13 protein-coding genes are annotated in these 16,978 nt (G+C 49.1%); 4 read left to right on the top strand and 9 right to left on the bottom strand.

The features are described 5' to 3' along the window. Positions 1–16: 16 nt before the first annotated feature. Positions 17–940 carry a LysR family transcriptional regulator gene (locus ACSTTG_RS11985; RefSeq protein ID WP_438456899.1) on the bottom strand — a complete coding sequence of 308 codons (924 nt, stop codon included), beginning with the start codon at positions 938–940 and terminating at the stop codon, positions 17–19. A 156-nt stretch (positions 941–1,096) separates the two neighbouring features. On the opposite strand from ACSTTG_RS11985, the gene ACSTTG_RS11990 reads away from it, so the two are divergent. The 3 genes from ACSTTG_RS11990 to ACSTTG_RS12000 all read left to right on the top strand — a co-directional run bounded on the left by ACSTTG_RS11990 (position 1,097) and on the right by ACSTTG_RS12000 (position 3,431). Further along, complete coding sequence (locus ACSTTG_RS11990) at positions 1,097–1,948, top strand: enoyl-CoA hydratase/isomerase family protein (protein ID WP_438456898.1); 852 nt, start codon at positions 1,097–1,099, stop codon at positions 1,946–1,948. Positions 1,949–2,343: 395 nt separating this feature from the next. Continuing rightward, the gene (locus tag ACSTTG_RS11995; RefSeq protein WP_438474965.1) at positions 2,344–2,823 is read left to right on the top strand and encodes an aminoacyl-tRNA deacylase; all 480 of its coding nucleotides are present in this window, start codon (positions 2,344–2,346) and stop codon (positions 2,821–2,823) included. A gap of 176 nt (positions 2,824–2,999) precedes the next feature. Continuing rightward, positions 3,000–3,431: a hypothetical protein gene (locus tag ACSTTG_RS12000; RefSeq protein WP_438456896.1), complete on the top strand. Its 432-nt coding sequence runs from the start codon at positions 3,000–3,002 to the stop codon at positions 3,429–3,431. Between the two features lie 220 nt (positions 3,432–3,651). Here the strand turns inward: ACSTTG_RS12000 and ACSTTG_RS12005 are convergent, their stop codons facing one another. Together ACSTTG_RS12005 and ACSTTG_RS12010 are read right to left on the bottom strand one after the other, a co-directional pair. Beyond that, positions 3,652–5,265 (bottom strand): methyl-accepting chemotaxis protein, encoded by a 1,614-nt coding sequence (locus ACSTTG_RS12005; RefSeq protein ID WP_438474966.1) that lies wholly within the window; start codon positions 5,263–5,265, stop codon positions 3,652–3,654. Positions 5,266–5,593: 328 nt separating this feature from the next. Then, a complete protein-coding gene (locus tag ACSTTG_RS12010) occupies positions 5,594–6,304 on the bottom strand; it encodes a hypothetical protein (protein ID WP_438474967.1) in 711 nt (236 codons plus the stop codon). 458 nt (positions 6,305–6,762) lie between these two features. Here ACSTTG_RS12010 and ACSTTG_RS12015 point away from each other — a divergent pair, with 458 nt between their 5' ends. Then, complete coding sequence (locus ACSTTG_RS12015; RefSeq protein WP_438474968.1) at positions 6,763–8,889, top strand: methyl-accepting chemotaxis protein; 2,127 nt, start codon at positions 6,763–6,765, stop codon at positions 8,887–8,889. 15 nt (positions 8,890–8,904) lie between these two features. Here the strand turns inward: ACSTTG_RS12015 and ACSTTG_RS12020 are convergent, their stop codons facing one another. The 6 genes from ACSTTG_RS12020 to ACSTTG_RS12045 form a co-directional block, all read right to left on the bottom strand. Next, complete coding sequence (locus ACSTTG_RS12020) at positions 8,905–9,441, bottom strand: YgjV family protein (RefSeq protein ID WP_438474969.1); 537 nt, start codon at positions 9,439–9,441, stop codon at positions 8,905–8,907. Between the two features lie 7 nt (positions 9,442–9,448). After that, the gene (gene kduD, locus ACSTTG_RS12025) at positions 9,449–10,210 is read right to left on the bottom strand and encodes a 2-dehydro-3-deoxy-D-gluconate 5-dehydrogenase KduD (RefSeq protein WP_438474970.1); all 762 of its coding nucleotides are present in this window, start codon (positions 10,208–10,210) and stop codon (positions 9,449–9,451) included. A 267-nt stretch (positions 10,211–10,477) separates the two neighbouring features. Continuing rightward, on the bottom strand, positions 10,478–12,481 hold the full coding sequence (locus ACSTTG_RS12030; RefSeq protein WP_438474971.1) for a heparinase II/III domain-containing protein: 2,004 nt from the start codon (positions 12,479–12,481) through the stop codon (positions 10,478–10,480). A 6-nt stretch (positions 12,482–12,487) separates the two neighbouring features. Continuing rightward, positions 12,488–13,918: a glucuronate isomerase gene (uxaC, locus tag ACSTTG_RS12035; RefSeq protein ID WP_438474972.1), complete on the bottom strand. Its 1,431-nt coding sequence runs from the start codon at positions 13,916–13,918 to the stop codon at positions 12,488–12,490. 139 nt (positions 13,919–14,057) lie between these two features. Continuing rightward, a complete protein-coding gene (locus ACSTTG_RS12040; RefSeq protein WP_438474973.1) occupies positions 14,058–15,824 on the bottom strand; it encodes a sodium:solute symporter family protein in 1,767 nt (588 codons plus the stop codon). 518 nt (positions 15,825–16,342) lie between these two features. Then, on the bottom strand, positions 16,343–16,978 hold the full coding sequence (locus tag ACSTTG_RS12045) for an RpiB/LacA/LacB family sugar-phosphate isomerase (RefSeq protein ID WP_438456887.1): 636 nt from the start codon (positions 16,976–16,978) through the stop codon (positions 16,343–16,345).

A 16,978-nucleotide genomic window follows, 5' to 3' on the forward strand; every position in this document is an offset into this window, starting at 1 on the left:
CTAGTCATCGGGGTGATCACTTATGATCACCCTCTCGCTCCCACACCGGTGGGTTGCCGATTTTATCGACCAAATAATCGATAAATACGCGCACCTTCATACTCACTGCATTCGCCTTAGGATAGACAAGCCAGATCGCGGTTTGATCGTCGACCTCATAATCTGGTAACACCCGTACCAGCCGACCCGCCTTAATATCGTTCGCAACGCTCCAATAGGCGTGCATTGAAACGCCAGCGCCTGCCAGTGTCGCGATTCTCATACTGGTTCCATCATCACACACTAGCCTGGCTTTGCTCGCTTGCGGAGGAAATGCCACCATATCCGGTGAGTCATCACCACTAAGCATACGTTTTCGATTAGCTTTGAACGCAATAAGTTGATGATTAACCAACTCATCAGGATGAGAAATAAAGCCATGACGAGACAGATAATCCGGTGATGCACACAAGATACGTCGATCGGGCGCAAGCTTGCGCGCGCGCAAATTACTGTCACTCACTGCGGTATTTCGCAGCGCTAGGTCGATGCTGCCCTCAATGATATTCACTTCTTGGTCGCCGAGCTTTAACTCAATATCCAAGTCTGGGTAGCGGGCTAAAAATTCTGGCAAAAGTGGCATGATGTAGAGCTGAGCAAAGGTGCTCGACGCGGCAAAACGCAGCACACCCGACACTTGGTCGAGTTCAGTTCCAATCGCGGCCAGTGCGTTGTCGTGCTGAGCAAGGATCTCTCTCGCATAGGGGAGGAAGCGCTCTCCCTCAGTTGAGAGTGCGACCTTGCGCGTAGAACGGTGCAGAAGGTCGGTACCAATCTGGTTCTCTAGCTTGGACAGGCGCGCGCTTGCCATCGCAGGGGCATAGCCTAGCGCTCGACCGGCGCCACTAATATTGAGCATCTCTGCCACTTTAACAAATAAACGCAGGGACTCGATTTCCATAACGTGAGTGGGCACCTTATCGTAAATAACATTACTAGATAATCGACGTGATTTGATTATATCGCAATTGCTAATTCTCTTTTCCTCACTTGCGCATACACGAAACCGACTGCGCCCTCTAGTTTTAACAGTGACCAAACCAATGAGGATCGCAACATGGAATACAAGAACTTCACCACGTTTAACGTTGATATCGATGACGGCATTGCCTGGGTAACTTTTGACTTCCCACCGGTTAATGTTCAAGGGCAAGAAATGCTGGCTGACTTATCAAGTTTGGCACTGCGACTGGAGCGTGACCGTGAGGTCAAGGTCGTAGTCTTTCAATCGGCTCATCCAGAGATTTGGGTCTGTCACTACGACACCAACCTGCTAAGAGATATGTCAAAACAGGCAGTGTCTCGCGACGAAGCCAAACTGCTCGACCTGCAAGCGGTACTTGAGCGAATCAGTAAACTTCCTCAAGCAACGATTGCCAAAATTGAAGGCTTTGCGCGCGGGGGTGGCCATGAGTTTGCGCTGGCGTGTGATATGCGCTTTGCTGCTCGCGGCAAGTACAAGTTTATGCAAATGGAAGTCGCGATGGGTATCTTGCCGTGTGGCGGAGGTGCATCACGCATGGCACGCCAAGTGGGATTGGGCCGCGCGTTAGAAATCATTCTCAGCGCCCGCGACTTTGATGCCGACGAAGCCGAAGCCTACGGCACCATTAATAAAGCGCTTGAGCCCGATGAAATCGGCGAATACGTAGAAAATTTGGCGCGCCGAATTGCCAAGTTCCCTGCAGAATCGATCAACGCTTGTAAGCAAACCGTCTACGAGTCGATTGATAAACCCATCGAAGAAGCACTCAAAGCCGAAGCCTACTGGCTCTATCAAGCCACCAGCCAAACCTCCGCTATCACCCGTTTTACCTGGGCTGACGAGCAAGGCGCACAGTTCGAAATCGACAACCAACGCAATTGGAACGACCTCGTCATCAACATCCAAAACGTGAATGACGAATAAAGCCTTCGGCTTTATTCAGGGTGCGAGGAGCGGGTTACACTTCGTTCCGAGGAGCGAGTAGTGAATCACATGTTTTTAGGTCCTTGCATCCCAAATAGCTAAAGCAGCACCCGAACCTCACCCTGATTTTAGGGTGAGGTTCGAGCTATACCCGCCTCTGTGAATGAGGTACATACCACACGTGCAAAACTACTCGCTCCTCGTAGGGCGAAGCCCGTCCCCGCACCTCGAACCTATATTAGGGCGATGTTCAAGCCATACTCCGCCTCTATGAATGAAGGGCTTACCACACACGCAAAAATCCTCGCTACTCGTAGGGCGAAGCCCGTCCCCGCACCTCGAACCTGTGTCTACGCTATAATTGCAAATAAGGTCCCAGACACTTGGAGGTGTGTATGACCATTGCAACGCGATTAGACCAATACCTGGTCGAACATGACATCCAGTTTAATACTGTCACACACAAACACAGTAATAGCTCTTTGCAAAGCGGTGGGGCGGCGGGCATCCCACTGATGAATCTTGCCAAAGGTGTCGTACTTGAAGATCACGAGGGGCGTCACATGATGGCGGTATTGCCAGCGAATAACAAAATTAGCCTGTCCAAGCTCAATGATGTCTTTAATGCCTCATTTCACCTTGCGAAAGAGCAAGACGTTTATCAGCTGTTCAAAGACTGTGACCATGGTGCTGTGCCGCCAGTAGGGAGCCCCTACCATATGACCACAGTGTTTGATGACATGCTTGGTAAGCTGGATGAGATATACTTAGAAGCGGGGGATCACGAAACCCTATTAAGGCTTGAAAACAAAGAATTTCACAAATTGATGGGGCACAGTAAGCATCTGCGTTTTAGCAGTCAAATCTTCCATTGATATCAGTTGGGGCGAAGTCATCTTCGCCCTATCAACCAAATTGGTTCAATTAGTTTTTCAAAGCACCTGCTCTTGTCGTATTCTCTTACGGTACAGTTACACAATAAAAATGTGCTTAATATCAGGCCATTATTGTATTACTATGCCCCCACTTTTTAGCTTCCTTTAACACTTTCATGAAATACTTCATTCAACTACTGGCACTTTTTAGTGTCTCTTTCGGCTGCATGGCAAATAGCCAGTTTGGTGCCGGTCTTGGCTTTCAATTTGGCGAACAAGAGGTTGACCATGACTGGGATGATGAGCTTGGCTTGCATGCGAGCTTGATTGTCAACCAACCTGGTCGTTTCTACGCAAAAGCCGCATCCGACTTCAGCCACTTCCACTCAGTGACAGGCGGCTACAGCATCCCGCTCAACACCTTAGTCGGCGGAGCAAGCTTTGGTATTGGTGGTGGTTTTATTGACTACCGCTACAGTGATGACAACTGGCTGTTCTCCATGATGTTTACCGCCAACCAAACCTATCACAACATGGGGCACGGCGGCGCCATCGAGTTCAACAGCGACAGCATCATGCTCAACTACTTTGTCACTTTCATAAAATAGCTAACGCTATTTTAGGGGCGGGGAGCGGGTTTCACTTCGTTCCGAGGAGCGAGGAGTTCAACACACGCTTTAAACTACTCGCACCCCACAGCGAAACGCACCCACATCTCGCTACTATTCAGGGGCACGCTTCACTTCGTTCTGAGGGTTGAGGAATTCAACACACGCTACGAACTCCTCGTACCCCGTAGCGAAGCGTACCCGAACCCCGCTCCTGTGGTTATAGTTTGAAGTAGCTTAGCTGCTGCTTGAGATCTTCGGCGAGTGATACCATTTCTTGGGTTTGGCTGGCTAGGTGATTGGTGGCTTGATTGATTTCACCGGCTGACAGGTGAATGGTTGAGACATTTTCACTCATCTCGTTGGCAACTGTGCCCTGCTGCTCTGCTGCGGCTGCGATTTGCGCCACCATGCTGTTGGCCTGACCTAGGGCGCCCTCCATACTGTCTAACGCCTGTTTGGTTTGGTTGGCGGCTTCAACTGTCGAGCTGATATTGGCATCGTTTGCTGCCATTACCTCTACCACCTTATCGGCTTGGCTGTAAAGGTCGTTGATTGTCTTTTGCACCTCGTCAGTCGAGTCTTGGGTGCGGCTAGCAAGATTACGCACCTCATCCGCAACCACAGCAAAACCTCGCCCTTGCTCACCTGCTCGCGCCGCCTCAATCGCCGCGTTTAACGCCAGTAGATTGGTTTGTTCAGAAACTTCGTGGATAACCTGTACTACAGCTCCGATATTATCGACCCCCTGCTTGAGCTGCGCCATCAGATGTGAGGTTTCCTCAATCGAGCTTGATATTGCCGCGACCTCCTCAAGCGTTGAGTTCATACTGGTGCTACTTAGCTGAGCTTGCTGGGCAACATCATTAGTGCGCTCGGCGGTTTGCTCTGCGTTACACGCCACATCTTGGACAGTACTCGACATCTCTGTCATTGCCGTTGAGATCTGCTCTAATTGACTGTTCTGGGAGGCAATACTGACGGCGGTCTGCTCACTGGTTGAAGCAATATTCTCCGACAGCACCTGGGCTTTCATCGAGGTATCTGAAGACAATTGCAACGTTTTACGCATCGTCGTTTGCATATCACACAAACTCTTTGACAGCTGACCGACCTCATCTTTTTGGTCCAGAGCAATCTTGTTAGTCAGGTCACCACTGGCCATCACATTTAGCTTGCCGAGCAACACCTCTATCGGCTTAGCGACAGTCCTCGCAACGACCATGTTCGCCCCAAGCATGATGACGATAATAGACAGTGCCAAACTCATCTGGAGCACGATATCGTCAACAAACGCTTCATCAATATCCGAAACAAATAAACCAGAGCCAACAATCCAATCCCATTCTGGGATATAGCTGACATAAGAAATCTTTTCATGACTTTCGCCACTTGGCGCAATCCATACATAATTCAAACCACCCTGTCCGGAAGTACGGGCAATTCGCGACATTTCCTGCCAATGGTAATTACCCGCACCATCACGGATATATGTCATGTCATTCCCCACCGAGCCTGGTCGCAATGGGTGCATGACCAAAGTATTGGCGGTATCGGTAATCCAAAAGTAATTATTTCCTTCATAGCGCAGCGATGAGAGCGCCTCGAGCGCTTGCTGCTGCGCCTGCTCGTTAGATAGGTCACTACGGTTACGATAATACTCTGCTAAAGAGATGGCCGTTTCGATTTGATCTTGTAACTTTTGATTACGCTCAACCAACTGTTGGTCTTTTTGCACCACTAAGCTGAACACACTCATGAGTACAATCAGAATCGCGGTCACTAATACCATCAACTGCAACTTAAGCTTGATAGATATATCCTTTAATCCCACGGCTTTCCTCTCTTATTTTTATAAATTTGTAACTATTATTGCGCACGCAGCAATGGGTTTATGGGGCGAACACGACAATTTTGCTCAATACCAACCGAGCAAATGTTACAAAATATTGATATTTTTGTATTAAAACGGCCACAGTCCAGCGTACCTTAAACCAAGCTCATTAAACTGTGACCGCTTCCGCAGGGAGCAAGCATATCGCTGTACATTCGAGTAGACAGATGGCGTTATTATGCTGATATATAAAAATACAAAAGTGCCGGAAGCATCTAGATGCGTGTCAGTTTTGCGCAGGAAATGTAGCTTAGCTTTACGCCGCTCGCTAGGGTTCTATTCCTAGGTAGTACCTAAGCTCGTCCGCAATCGCATGACTTTCTATCAGTGAGGCCCCCCTGATGTTAAGAATATCTTGCTCAAGAAGGTCATAGGCCGCTTCGTCGAGCGAGGCATCTGCCACACGCAAGGCAAATAAATCTGGGGTCAGCTCGGTTTTATTTGTAGGCTCAATACTATGACCGATTTCATGCGCCAGTATAAACACCTCAAAGGTCGCCCTTTCTGAGCGTATCCGGTTCATTCCCGCGTAACCGCGATAGTCCAAAATAACCACATTGGGTAGTCGGGCTTTCGCGGTTTTATCCACCAAGGTTATATCGTAGAATCGGCTGCCGAGTGTGAAATCGGCATCTAACTTGATGTCGACAAACTCGATCACATCCTCTAGCCACCGCTCCTCAACGCAATGGCTCGACGTACTATCGAAATACGCTTGTATATCGAGCGTGGTATGAGATTGGTTAACAATCAAAAAACAATCATCATCAAACATTGGTGCTGTATACGTCACTACCTGCCCGTGCTTGACTCTGTGGACAATGTCAGAATATTCATGCCACAAACTCTGCTCCACTTCCATATCACTGACCTGTTGCGCATAGTCAGTTGGACCCAAGTGGTTTTGCAATGAAGCTTGGTTGTACTGTGCACAGCCGACCATCAACAATATCGTAATCAAAACCAAAAAGCGGAGCATATCGACATACCAAAGTAAGTATCTACTTTGATAGTCGTCACACTTCAGACATAGCTCAACGAGCCACTATCACTAAAAATTTCTTTCTATATCAATGTACATACAATGATATAAATCTCAGATTCAGATTAGAGACAAACACCAAATAGACTGAAACACGCTGTATGAGTATTGAGATTAGTAACAAAAAACACATCCAGTTCCATCTCGCCTTTTAGCGAAGCAAAAGCTCATCACGTGAGAGATAAATCAAGCTTAGTCGGCGAGGGAATCGCTCCCAAAACCCTATGCACCAAAAAAGTGCCACGCACCAATATGAATCAGCAAAATAACGAAACTTGCTCACAAATAGGGCAAAGATTCAGCAAAAAAGTCCATTTCCCTCTATTTACATCTTATTTACCTTTGGAATAATTATTGCTTAGTGTTTGAATTAATGGATTTTTCAGGAAGGATACATGGACTTATCTCAAGAAGAACGTCACTGGTTGAACTGGTTTGGGGCAACTGGAAAACTCGCGATGCGCACAGCCTGCTTTCATAATCGCCACCGCACTCGAGAGTTGGAGCAAACCTTCGATAGTATCGCTCAAACTCGTGTTCACCTACTCAATACTTGGGTGAGTAACCAATGGAACTTTCTCCATGATGCCGGGCTCTATCTTGCTAGCCGAGGCTCTGACAAAGCCGCAGAAACCCTGTTGCAGCTACTCAATCGTGGTAAGGACTTCTCTGAGCTGTTTATCACCGATGAACAAGGAGTGACCATAGCTTCAAGTCATTCTCAACACATCGGTCAGACCATTACTGATCCCATCGCGCTGAAAAATGGATTGTCACAGCGCTACCTGCACGGCCCTTATGTTGACAGACGTACGTTAGACACTGGCGCTTCAAGCTCCTCGTTCCACGATGAAGTCACCTTGATGTTCTATCTCCCCTTTACCAATGAGGACGGCGGGTTCGGTTGTCTGTGTGGCCGCGTTCCTAACGATGTGATTGGTGACCTAATTCAGCGTGAGGCCGGGCATATCTACAGTGAGTCGGGCGACAATTACCTGTTTATGGTTAAATCGGTACACGATCCTAGCATCCAACCTGGCACAGCTCTGTCGCGCTCACGCTTCGAAGACAACACCTTCTCGCACGGTGAGAACCTCAAACAAGGGGTCAACACCGACTGGGGCACCGTCAAGATCCAGCGCCACACTGAGTTTGAAATTCGCTTTACCGACCCTGCGACCAATCAGCTCCACCCAGGGGTACGCGAAACCATTAAAAACGGCAGCAACCTGTTTGTTGAGTACCCAGGTTATTCAGACTATCGACATATTCCCGTTATCGGCAAGGGGGTGACGTTCCAACTTGAGGGCTCACCCGATACGTTTGGTATGATGTGTGAATCGGACCTTGAAGAGGTGTATCGCGACCGCAGTATTGACTACAAGCTGGCCAAACAGTTTACCTTAGGTATGGCCGTCACCTTGTTTACTCCCTTTCTGATCAGCCTTTGGTTTGGGCTGGGCGCGTTGGCACAAGGTGGGCTTATGTTCCTGTCTATGTTGCTCAGTCTGATGATCTTTCGCCTGACCATCACCAAACCGCTCGCGGCAAAAGTCCATAACATGACCCTTGTGATGCAGACTCTGGCCGAGGGAGATGGCAACCTTCGTCAACGATTGGATCCCACCACCTTTAGTAGTGATGAGTTGGGCAGCCTTGGCCGCTGGACCAACAGCTTTATTGACAACCTTGATGGCATCATTAGTGAGCTCGTGTTTGCCAGCAATGAGGTTAAACAGGTATCGCAGTCAATGTTTCGTCGCAGCCAGGCGATGGGCAGTGTCAGTGATGAGGCGTCCTCTGCACTGAATAATATGCTTAACCTAAGCCAGTATCAGCAACAAGAGATCACCAATGCCAATGTCTCTGCCACCCAGATGGATGCAGTAATGAAAGAGGCGGTGAAAAGTGCTGAGGAGGAGTCGGAGCAAGCAGCGGCAGGGATGGCGAGCGTGCGCCAGATTGTTGAACGTTCCGCAAACAGTGTCAACCAAGTCAACAGCGAGATGGAAAAGGTCTCGGACATCATCAACCTCATCACGGATATTACCGCGCAAACCAATTTATTGGCGCTCAATGCCGCGATTGAGGCCGCTCGCGCCGGCGAGCATGGGCGCGGATTTTCTGTGGTCGCCTCGGAAGTGAGAACGCTGGCTGACCGAACCTCAGAGGCCGCCAATCACATTGGTGCCTTGATGAAGCAACTGCATGAGAAGTCAGCACAGGCGGTTGATTATATGGAGCAAGGGGTTGAAAACGTGAGTAATGGCAGCTTGATGGTCGATTCGACCGAGCGCAGCGAACAGATGCATGCAGCGGTTTCCGACCTGTTCCAGACCATCTCTAAATTGGATGAAAACAGCTTGGAAAATAAAGCGACGGCGGATAAGGCCCAGAGCTCGGTACAAGAGCTACAGGGCTCGACTAAGCAACTCTCACGCCGTGTCACCTTGATGAGTAACGCCCTAGAGCGCCTAGAGCAGCTGATTGGCCGTTTTGAGGTCAGCAGTCACAGCGCCTAATGCCGCTAAGAGAGCCTATGCGGGCTCTCTTGTTTCATTTTCATCCACTGACTCGTCGTGAGTCTGTTTCATCAGTCGACTCATAGTCACTAAGTTGACGCTGATCAGGGTGACTTCGAGCAAGCTGCCGCCAATCGAGCCGACCATGATGTTGTTGGTAAGCCAGCATAAGGCACCGATAAGAAAGCCGACACGCATCGCTACGCCCTTCAGGGCAAATACGGTATAGGTGCCGATCACCGTGCCGAGAACCGGCCAAAGATCATTAAGCGAGTCCATCATGTATAGGCCACTTCCAAGGCTTATGACGATAAAGACCAAGGCGACCTTGAATGAAGAGGTGTAGATCGATGTGGCCGTACGGCAAGCTGATAACGCCGAGCTAAGCACTGAGATCATCGAGCCCAATAGCAAAAAATGGATCAGATGGTTGAAGTGAAAAACCATCATCAGTGTTTTGAGTTTCTTGTCGTCTTTTTGATAAAAGGTGCACACACCAAGGGCAAAGCTAACAAACCCTAGGGTTTGCGCCATCATCATGCTATCCATCATTTTAGCCTTAGCGCGCTAACCAGCCGCCATCGACGGCTAACGTGTGACCATGCATGTAGTTCGCTGCATCTGAGGCTAAGAACACACAAGCCCCAGCCAAGTCTTCAGGCGTGCCCCAGCGTCCGGCAGGGATACGCGCTAAGATCTCTTGATTACGCTGGGTATCGTTGCGCAGTGCCTCGGTATTATTGGTTTCCATATAACCTGGTGCAATCGCATTGACATTGATACCGTATTGCGCCCATTCGTTGGCCATCAGGCGGGTTAAGCCCATCAGGCCACTCTTAGAGGTGGTGTAAGACGCGACTCGGATACCGCCCTGGAAAGAAAGCATCGATGCGATGTTAATGATCTTGCCACCGCTCTGCTGTGCAATAAATTGTTTCGCCACCGCTTGAGAGAGGAAGAATACCGTCTTGGAGTTGGTATCCATCACCTCATCCCAGTCTTGCTCGGTAAACTCAAGCGCCTCACTGCGGCGGATAATACCAGCATTGTTGACCAAGATATCAATGCGACCGGCCCCAGCAATGGCTTGCTCAACAATCGCAGGCACGCAGTGACTGTCACTGAGATCGGCGCGGATATCAATAAACTTGCGCCCAAGCGCCTCAACTGACGCCTGAGTCTCTGCTGGCTCTGAGCGATTGACAGCAACAATATCACAGCCAGCCTGAGCCAGACCGATGGCCATGCCTTGACCCAAACCCGTATTACAACCGGTTACCATGGCCACTTTACCCTGCAGGTTAAAAGCATTAAGAATCATGTTGTCTATCTACCTTTTCACAATCGATGAAAAATGCGAGGAACCATCCACTTCGCAACTTTTGAAGATAGGATTTTATTTGTATGACAAATAAAAGCAACCCTAGGTTCGCAAAAAATAAACCATAAGTTCAAAACCGCATATCAGCACGCACTTGCAGTGCCATAAACACAAAAAACCAGCCCGAAGGCTGGCTAAATGGCACTTATACAAGGTTAGACATAATCTCTTTGCTTTGCAGGTAATCGGACAACGACAGAGCGTCTACTAGTCAATCACAGATAGGCTACATGCGGCTAAGTCGTAGCGATAACGACGAACCTCGTCTGGGCTCTCGATGTTGAAACACACTGAGTCTTGTTGCCACACCACACCGACCAAGCGCTTGTCTTGCTGCGCTGAAAGATCGTGTAATACCGCGGCTTTTAGCTGCGCTTGGCTTGAGCGAATCAAGCTATAGGCCAGATCTGAGGTTGCTGGATTGTCTGGCGCGTAGCCCGTCAGCACATCAACATCACTATCACACACAAAATGCTGGTTGTAAGACGCTTGGTTTGCAATATCGTAGGCTTGGGTAAAACGAGATTGCCCTTTTACAAGCTGGGTCGATGTCATTCGCGCCAGTGGCCCTTGGAGTGGGTTATCGATCGATTCACGCAACTCATTCACTCGGTGCTCACCTCGCACATGGTAGGTGAGGTCAAATTGCTGTTGATGTGGGTTGTCAATATGGTTAAGCTCAACCGCCATGTCGCCAAACCACAACATAGTGCGGCGGAATGCCACATCTTGGTAGGCCTTGCTGTCCCATTGGACAATCGTATGACTATCAACCGTTGCTGGAGCCTGACTCCAATCAACACGCGTATCCACTAAGGTGTACTGCTCTGTCTCGGCAAACGCCAGCAGCTCAGGGTTGATTGGTGACTGATTCTGTTGATTGACCACTAGCGTGTTGTGGGTCGCGGTATTTTTGTAATAGCCGTAGTGCAGCTCCGCACCATATCCAGTGGTGCCAAGATCAGGCAAGATCTCCACCCCATCGCGCACTAAGATCAGACCAAGACGATCATAATGATCATGCTCACCACCGTAAGGGGCATGTTTAAGCAGCATCGCATTGTCCATCTCACTATCGTGCGCGATGGTGATCCCAGCACCCGGTGCATGAATCGATTGACATTGCAGTGGCTGAGCGTCAGGCAGCTCATCGACGCCATATAAAAGCGCGTCAATATTCTCGCGACTGATATTTTGATAAATGCTCGCCAACACGCGGGCAAACTCCCCACACGGGGTCTGCTTGTAGGCGAACTCAAACAAATGAGCGTGAACCAGCTTCTCTTGGCCGGCAATACAGTCATTCAGGCGCGGGAAGTCGCCAGTATTCATTACTAGTTGCAGTGGGAACTTAAGCAGCTTGAGGTAATTCGGGTTTGAAGCCACTGAATATGGCGTGTTGCAGGCCATCTTTTCAAAGTTAAGCAGGGCTTGCAGCGCATAGTAGTGGTAGTGGATCGAGCCCTCGAACCACATCCCCTCGCCTATTCCGCCGTTATCCAGCTGATAATGGATGCCGTACTCGGTATTGAGGGCAAACTCGAGATAACGCTGATCATCAAGCAGCAAACCAATTACGCCGATGGTCGCGTTGATCTTCATTTCGTGGTTGTGTAGCTGCGCCGTGCGATGTTCCATCAAGAACTCCGCTCCCTCACGCAGTAGGCGCTGCTCGATTTTCTCTTGCTCTTCTGTCGTTAGGGCTTGCTTGATAAAGTCGTAGCCGCGCGCAAGGTCGATATGGCAGTTCGCTTCACACAACGTCTGAGCGTTGGCTTTACCTGGACCATTGTAAGGAATACCGCCATGAACTTCGTAATCTGGATAGTAGGTGGCGTAGGCGAGCAGAATTTCGCGCACTTTTTCTAAGTAAATCGGCTCATCGGTAAGATGCCAAAGCAGGCCCAAGTCGTAACAAGCCTTGGCGTTTAAGCCATTAAGCCAACGCCACCAAGCTCCATCGTACGGTTCGCCGGTAAACTCTTTGCCATCCACCGGACAGCAGTGAGACTCTGGCTTATCACGGTCCCAAGTCAAACGCACGCCGTGCTCTGGACAGAAGTAATAAAGATTCCATGTCGCGCGGCCATCAACGGGCACCAAGACGTCATTATTTAGCACGACTTCGTTATTTTTCTTAAGAGCCTCAATGATCTCTGTCGTTGCTCGTTGCTTGATTGAAGCCATCTCTTGTTGTGAAAACTGCAGCATACTCAATTACTCCCCAGAGTTGCTCGTTGATTGAAAGTTGAAGTAGCGCTGCGCATTGTTAAAGCAGATATTCTCTATCGTCTGCTGTAGTAATTGCTCATCATGCGGCAGCTCTCCCTCCTCGACCCACTTCGCCAGCAGGTTACACAGCACCCGGCGGAAATACTCATGGCGACTGAAAGAGAAGATATTGCGCGAGTCGGTCAGCATGCCGACAAAGCGCCCTAGTGCGCCAAGGTTTTTCAATGTGGTTAGTTGCGCTTCCATGCCATCTTTATGGTCGTTAAACCACCAAGCCGCACCAAACTGAATCTTACCAGCGGCAGAATCGCTGTCTTGGAAGGCCCCCGCCATACAGCTTAAGATGGCGTTATGATTTGGGTTTAGGTTATACAGCACGGTGTTAGGCAGCTCAGCGCTGCTATCGAGTGCGCTGAGCAGACTTGCCAGATGCTCAGCGATCAGGCGATCGTTAATCACACTAAAGCCTGTGCCTCCGCCAAGCTGTGCCTTGCGACGCTGATTGACATTCACCAGCACACCGATGTGGATCTGCATACTCCAGCCAAACTTGTGGTAGCGCTTGCCAAGCTCTACGAACAGGCGAGTTTTTAATTGGATCACTTCCTGGTCTGTAAGCTCCTCACCCTCACGTAAGCGGAAAAAGATTCGCTCCGCTTCACGCTCATCACACTCGGCAAATTCAACCTTGGTCAAGCCAAGATCAGAGAGTCGGCAGCCCAAGCGGTGGAAATGCTCCATACGCGCTTCGATTGCCGCGACATAGTTAGCAAACGTGTTGGCTGGAATCGCGGTAAGAGTATGCAGACGCTCTGCAAGCTCTTCGATTTTCTCTCGATTATCAAAACTAAACAGCTCATCCGCGCGGAAGGTTGGTAACACCTGTACATCAAAATCAGACTCCGCAAGCGCGGCATGATATTGCAGGTGATCCAGTGGTGAGTCGGTAGTGCACAACGCTTTGACATTTAACTGCTTGAGTACCTGACGAGTGCTGTTTTGCCCAGTCGCCAAGCGCTGGTTACAGTGCTGCCAAATCGCCTTTTCGTTGTCTGGATTGAGCAATAAGTCGCAATCAAAGAAGCGCTTAAGCTCTAGATGAGACCACTGATACAAGGGGTTACCAAGCAGGTAAGGCATCGCCTCACACCATTTTGCGAACTTGTCGTTATCTGGCGCGTTGCCGGTAATAAAGTGCTCATTGATGCCATTGCTGCGCATCGCGCGCCACACATAGTGGTCACTGTGTAGCCACGCCTGTGCGAGATTTTCATACTGGGTATCTTGCCATATGTCTTTGGCATCAAGGTGGTTATGGTAATCAATGATCGGCATCGGCGCAGCGTATTGGTGATACAAGTGCTGCGCCAGTGGCGAGGTCAAAAGAAAGTTGTCGTTGATATAAGTCTTTGGCATTGCTCTTATCTCGAGAGTACTTAGGCAGGTGTTGGTATCAGCTGGCTAAATACACTGGGGTATCGATGAAATTGTGAGAAGTTGGGTAAAGGTTAAATAAGGCCACCCTATACAGGGTGACCTTGATGAGATAAATCAATTAGCTTTGTGTTTGAGCACTCAGCTGTGGTGATACCTTGGCGCTCTTAAGCAGCAGGGCACCAACAGTCAGAACCACACCGCCACAGAAGACGAATGCCATACGACCCCAGAATGGGTTTGGAATCAGTACCATTGCCATCACTAGTGCACCGAAGACTAGGATTAGGCGACCCAGCATGTTGCGTTGTTGACGGTCAAACTCGTCTTGACCTGCCTCTTCGATAACTGGTGTATCAACGTCAGTCCAGAACTCGTTAAGCTCTTCCGCACGCTCAGCTTTTGGCGCTTTGTAGAACTTAGTGGTTAGGCAGAAGAAACCACCGGTGATCACAAGGTGACCAATAATACCGTTCATCACGATAAGGTCAGAGGCTTCGCGGCCAGTAAAGCCGTTCTCTAGGCCCAGCATGTTAGCAATCACGTCTGGAGTGATAACGAAGCTCACTAGGTAAGAAACAAATACACCAACTACCAAGGTTGCCCATGCTGCCCAATCTGGTGTCTTCTTAATGAACATACCGAAGAACAGAGGAACTAGGATTGGCATTTGTAGTAGCGTACTTACGTACATCATCGCATCGAATAGGCTTAGCTCGCGTAGTGAGTTGATGAATAGTGCCACCATGATGATTAGGACACCAAACACTGACGTCACAAGCTGGCTGACACGCATCAGTTTCTTCTCAGATGCATTCTTGTTGATGATTGGGCTGTAGAAATTGCGAACAAACACACCCGCGTTACGGTTAAGACCAGAGTCCATTGAAGACATGGTTGCCGCAAACACTGCTGACATCAGTAGACCAACCATACCCACTGGCATTGCACGCTCTACAAACACTAGGTAAACCGCATCTGCTGCCTTACCGCCTAGTGCGTCAGAGTGCGCGACTAGTGCGTCTGGGTAGATGATTGCAGAAACCCAAGGTGGCGCGAACCAGATAGCAGGGCCAAGCAACATCAGTACAAAAGCAAGCAGCGCCGCTTTACGTGCGTTAACTGAGTCTTTCGCTGTTAGGAAGCGGTAAGAGTCCTGCATGTTGTTGATGTTTTGTAGCTGCTTAACAAACATGAAGATGAACCATGCGACGAACAGCAGTGGGTAGTTCATGTCTGGACCCATGATAGAGTCGGTTGGGAACTGCGAAATAAGGTTGCTTGGACCGCCAATCTTAACCATTGCTGCCACCGCACACACAACGGTTACCGCCATGATCACGACCATCTGTACGAAGTCAGACGCCACAACGCCCCAAGAGCCGCCGATCACCGAGATAAATAGTACGATAAGACCGGTCACCACGATGGTGGTCTCGATATCAATCTTGAATACCGCACTGACAAACAGTGCTAGACCGTTGAGCCAGATACCTGTGTATACGATGCTGGTTGGCATGGTTGCCCAAGTGAATACTTGCTCGTTGGTCGCACCAAAACGACGGCGCACACCTTCAACAGGAGTAACGACACGCATCTGACGGAAGCGGTACGAGAAGAACATCCAAGACAGCAGGAAGCCGAACGCGTTAGCGATGAAGATAACCATAATAGGGAATCCATCGGTAAATGCCTTACCGGCCGCGCCAGTAAACGTCCATGCACTGAACTGCGTCATGAAGGCGGTTGCACCCACCATCCACCAAAGCATCTTACCGCCCCCACGGAAGTAGTCACTGGTAGAGTTGCCTGCGAAGCGTTTGAAGATCAAACCCACCGCAATCATGAAAACAAAGTAGACTCCAACAACGAGTATATCTATGTTCATATTGTTACCCCTGGTAATTATGAAATTTAAATTTCTATTTTTTAAAACACAAGTTCATTATTAATTTAATAATACAAGAGATCCACCACTAGCACGCCAAAGTGTGATCAGTGAAACGGTGTTTTAGATATTTTTTATGCGGATTTTAGAACCGCGCTCTATAACGTTGGTGATGCGCCACAAAAAGACAGGTTCGAGGTGCGGGGGCGGGCTACGCCCTTCGGGGAGCGAGGGGGTTTTACCTCGTTATAAGCTCTCAATTCTAATGACTAATTCGGAGTAATCGTAACGTTGTTTAATGAAAAATTTGGGGGATGGCATGTAGCTTAACAGCTAAGTTGAACCACTCGCTCCTCGGAACGAAGTGTAACCCGCTCCCCGCCCCTAAAAAAAAGCACCTGCGCTAAGGCAGGTGCAAATCGATAGAATCTATCGCAATCACTCAATACTCTATAGGTTTCATTGAGCACTCAAGCCATTACGAGCGCTCAATGAGGGTTGCCAAATTGGCTGAAAAATTAGTCGATTAGTGACTTAACGTACTCAGCAATCTCTGGCACTTGGCAGTTAGAGAAGAAGCACTCTTGGAATTGTGCGCTGCCTACTGCTTGCTTAACTAGCTCTTGATCGATAGCTTGTAGAGAAGCAACCACATCTTTACAAACTGCTGCTTTCACGTCGTTTAGGATTGCTGCGTTTGCTTGCTGTGGAGCTGCACGCTCGATTGGGTAACCTTCGCCGCGGTTGCCAGTGAACGCTTTTTCAAAGATGTAACGAACGTTCAGCTCACCTGCCCAACCAAAGCCTTTAGCGAATGCTAGAGAGATAGCGTTGCCGTTGTTGATTTGGTTGAATAGGAACGCATCTGAAGGCTCAAGACAGTAACCACATACCACACCTGGGTGTAGGTTGCTTGCCATCATTGCGCCTTGACCAGTACCACAACCTGTCACGATGAAGTCTACTGCTTTAGAGTTCAGTAGAATGCTCGCTTGGATACCTAGGTGGATGTAAGTTAGGTGATGATCGTTCTCATCAGTCATACCTACGTTAAATACTTCGTGACCTAGACCACCTGCAACATTGTTAAGCTCAGCCGCTACCATTGCGTTTTTTGGTGCTTGGCTGTTTTCCATAGTTAGTGCGATTTTCAT

The organism is Vibrio glycogenivorans, assembly GCF_051660965.1.
Classification (GTDB): domain Bacteria; phylum Pseudomonadota; class Gammaproteobacteria; order Enterobacterales; family Vibrionaceae; genus Vibrio.

What these genes read in the sequence shown, in the direction of transcription:
- ACSTTG_RS11985 (WP_438456899.1), bottom strand. Translation starts at nt 940, where the DNA reads ATGGAAATCGAGTCCCTGCGTTTATTTGTTAAAGTGGCAGAGATGCTC.
- ACSTTG_RS11990 (WP_438456898.1), top strand. Translation starts at nt 1,097, where the DNA reads ATGGAATACAAGAACTTCACCACGTTTAACGTTGATATCGATGACGGC.
- ACSTTG_RS11995 (WP_438474965.1), top strand. Translation starts at nt 2,344, where the DNA reads ATGACCATTGCAACGCGATTAGACCAATACCTGGTCGAACATGACATC.
- ACSTTG_RS12000 (WP_438456896.1), top strand. Translation starts at nt 3,000, where the DNA reads ATGAAATACTTCATTCAACTACTGGCACTTTTTAGTGTCTCTTTCGGC.
- ACSTTG_RS12010 (WP_438474967.1), bottom strand. Translation starts at nt 6,304, where the DNA reads ATGCTCCGCTTTTTGGTTTTGATTACGATATTGTTGATGGTCGGCTGT.
- ACSTTG_RS12015 (WP_438474968.1), top strand. Translation starts at nt 6,763, where the DNA reads ATGGACTTATCTCAAGAAGAACGTCACTGGTTGAACTGGTTTGGGGCA.
- ACSTTG_RS12020 (WP_438474969.1), bottom strand. Translation starts at nt 9,441, where the DNA reads ATGATGGATAGCATGATGATGGCGCAAACCCTAGGGTTTGTTAGCTTT.
- kduD (WP_438474970.1), bottom strand. Translation starts at nt 10,210, where the DNA reads ATGATTCTTAATGCTTTTAACCTGCAGGGTAAAGTGGCCATGGTAACC.
- ACSTTG_RS12030 (WP_438474971.1), bottom strand. Translation starts at nt 12,481, where the DNA reads ATGCTGCAGTTTTCACAACAAGAGATGGCTTCAATCAAGCAACGAGCA.
- uxaC (WP_438474972.1), bottom strand. Translation starts at nt 13,918, where the DNA reads ATGCCAAAGACTTATATCAACGACAACTTTCTTTTGACCTCGCCACTG.
- ACSTTG_RS12040 (WP_438474973.1), bottom strand. Translation starts at nt 15,824, where the DNA reads ATGAACATAGATATACTCGTTGTTGGAGTCTACTTTGTTTTCATGATT.
- ACSTTG_RS12045 (WP_438456887.1), bottom strand. Translation starts at nt 16,978, where the DNA reads ATGAAAATCGCACTAACTATGGAAAACAGCCAAGCACCAAAAAACGCA.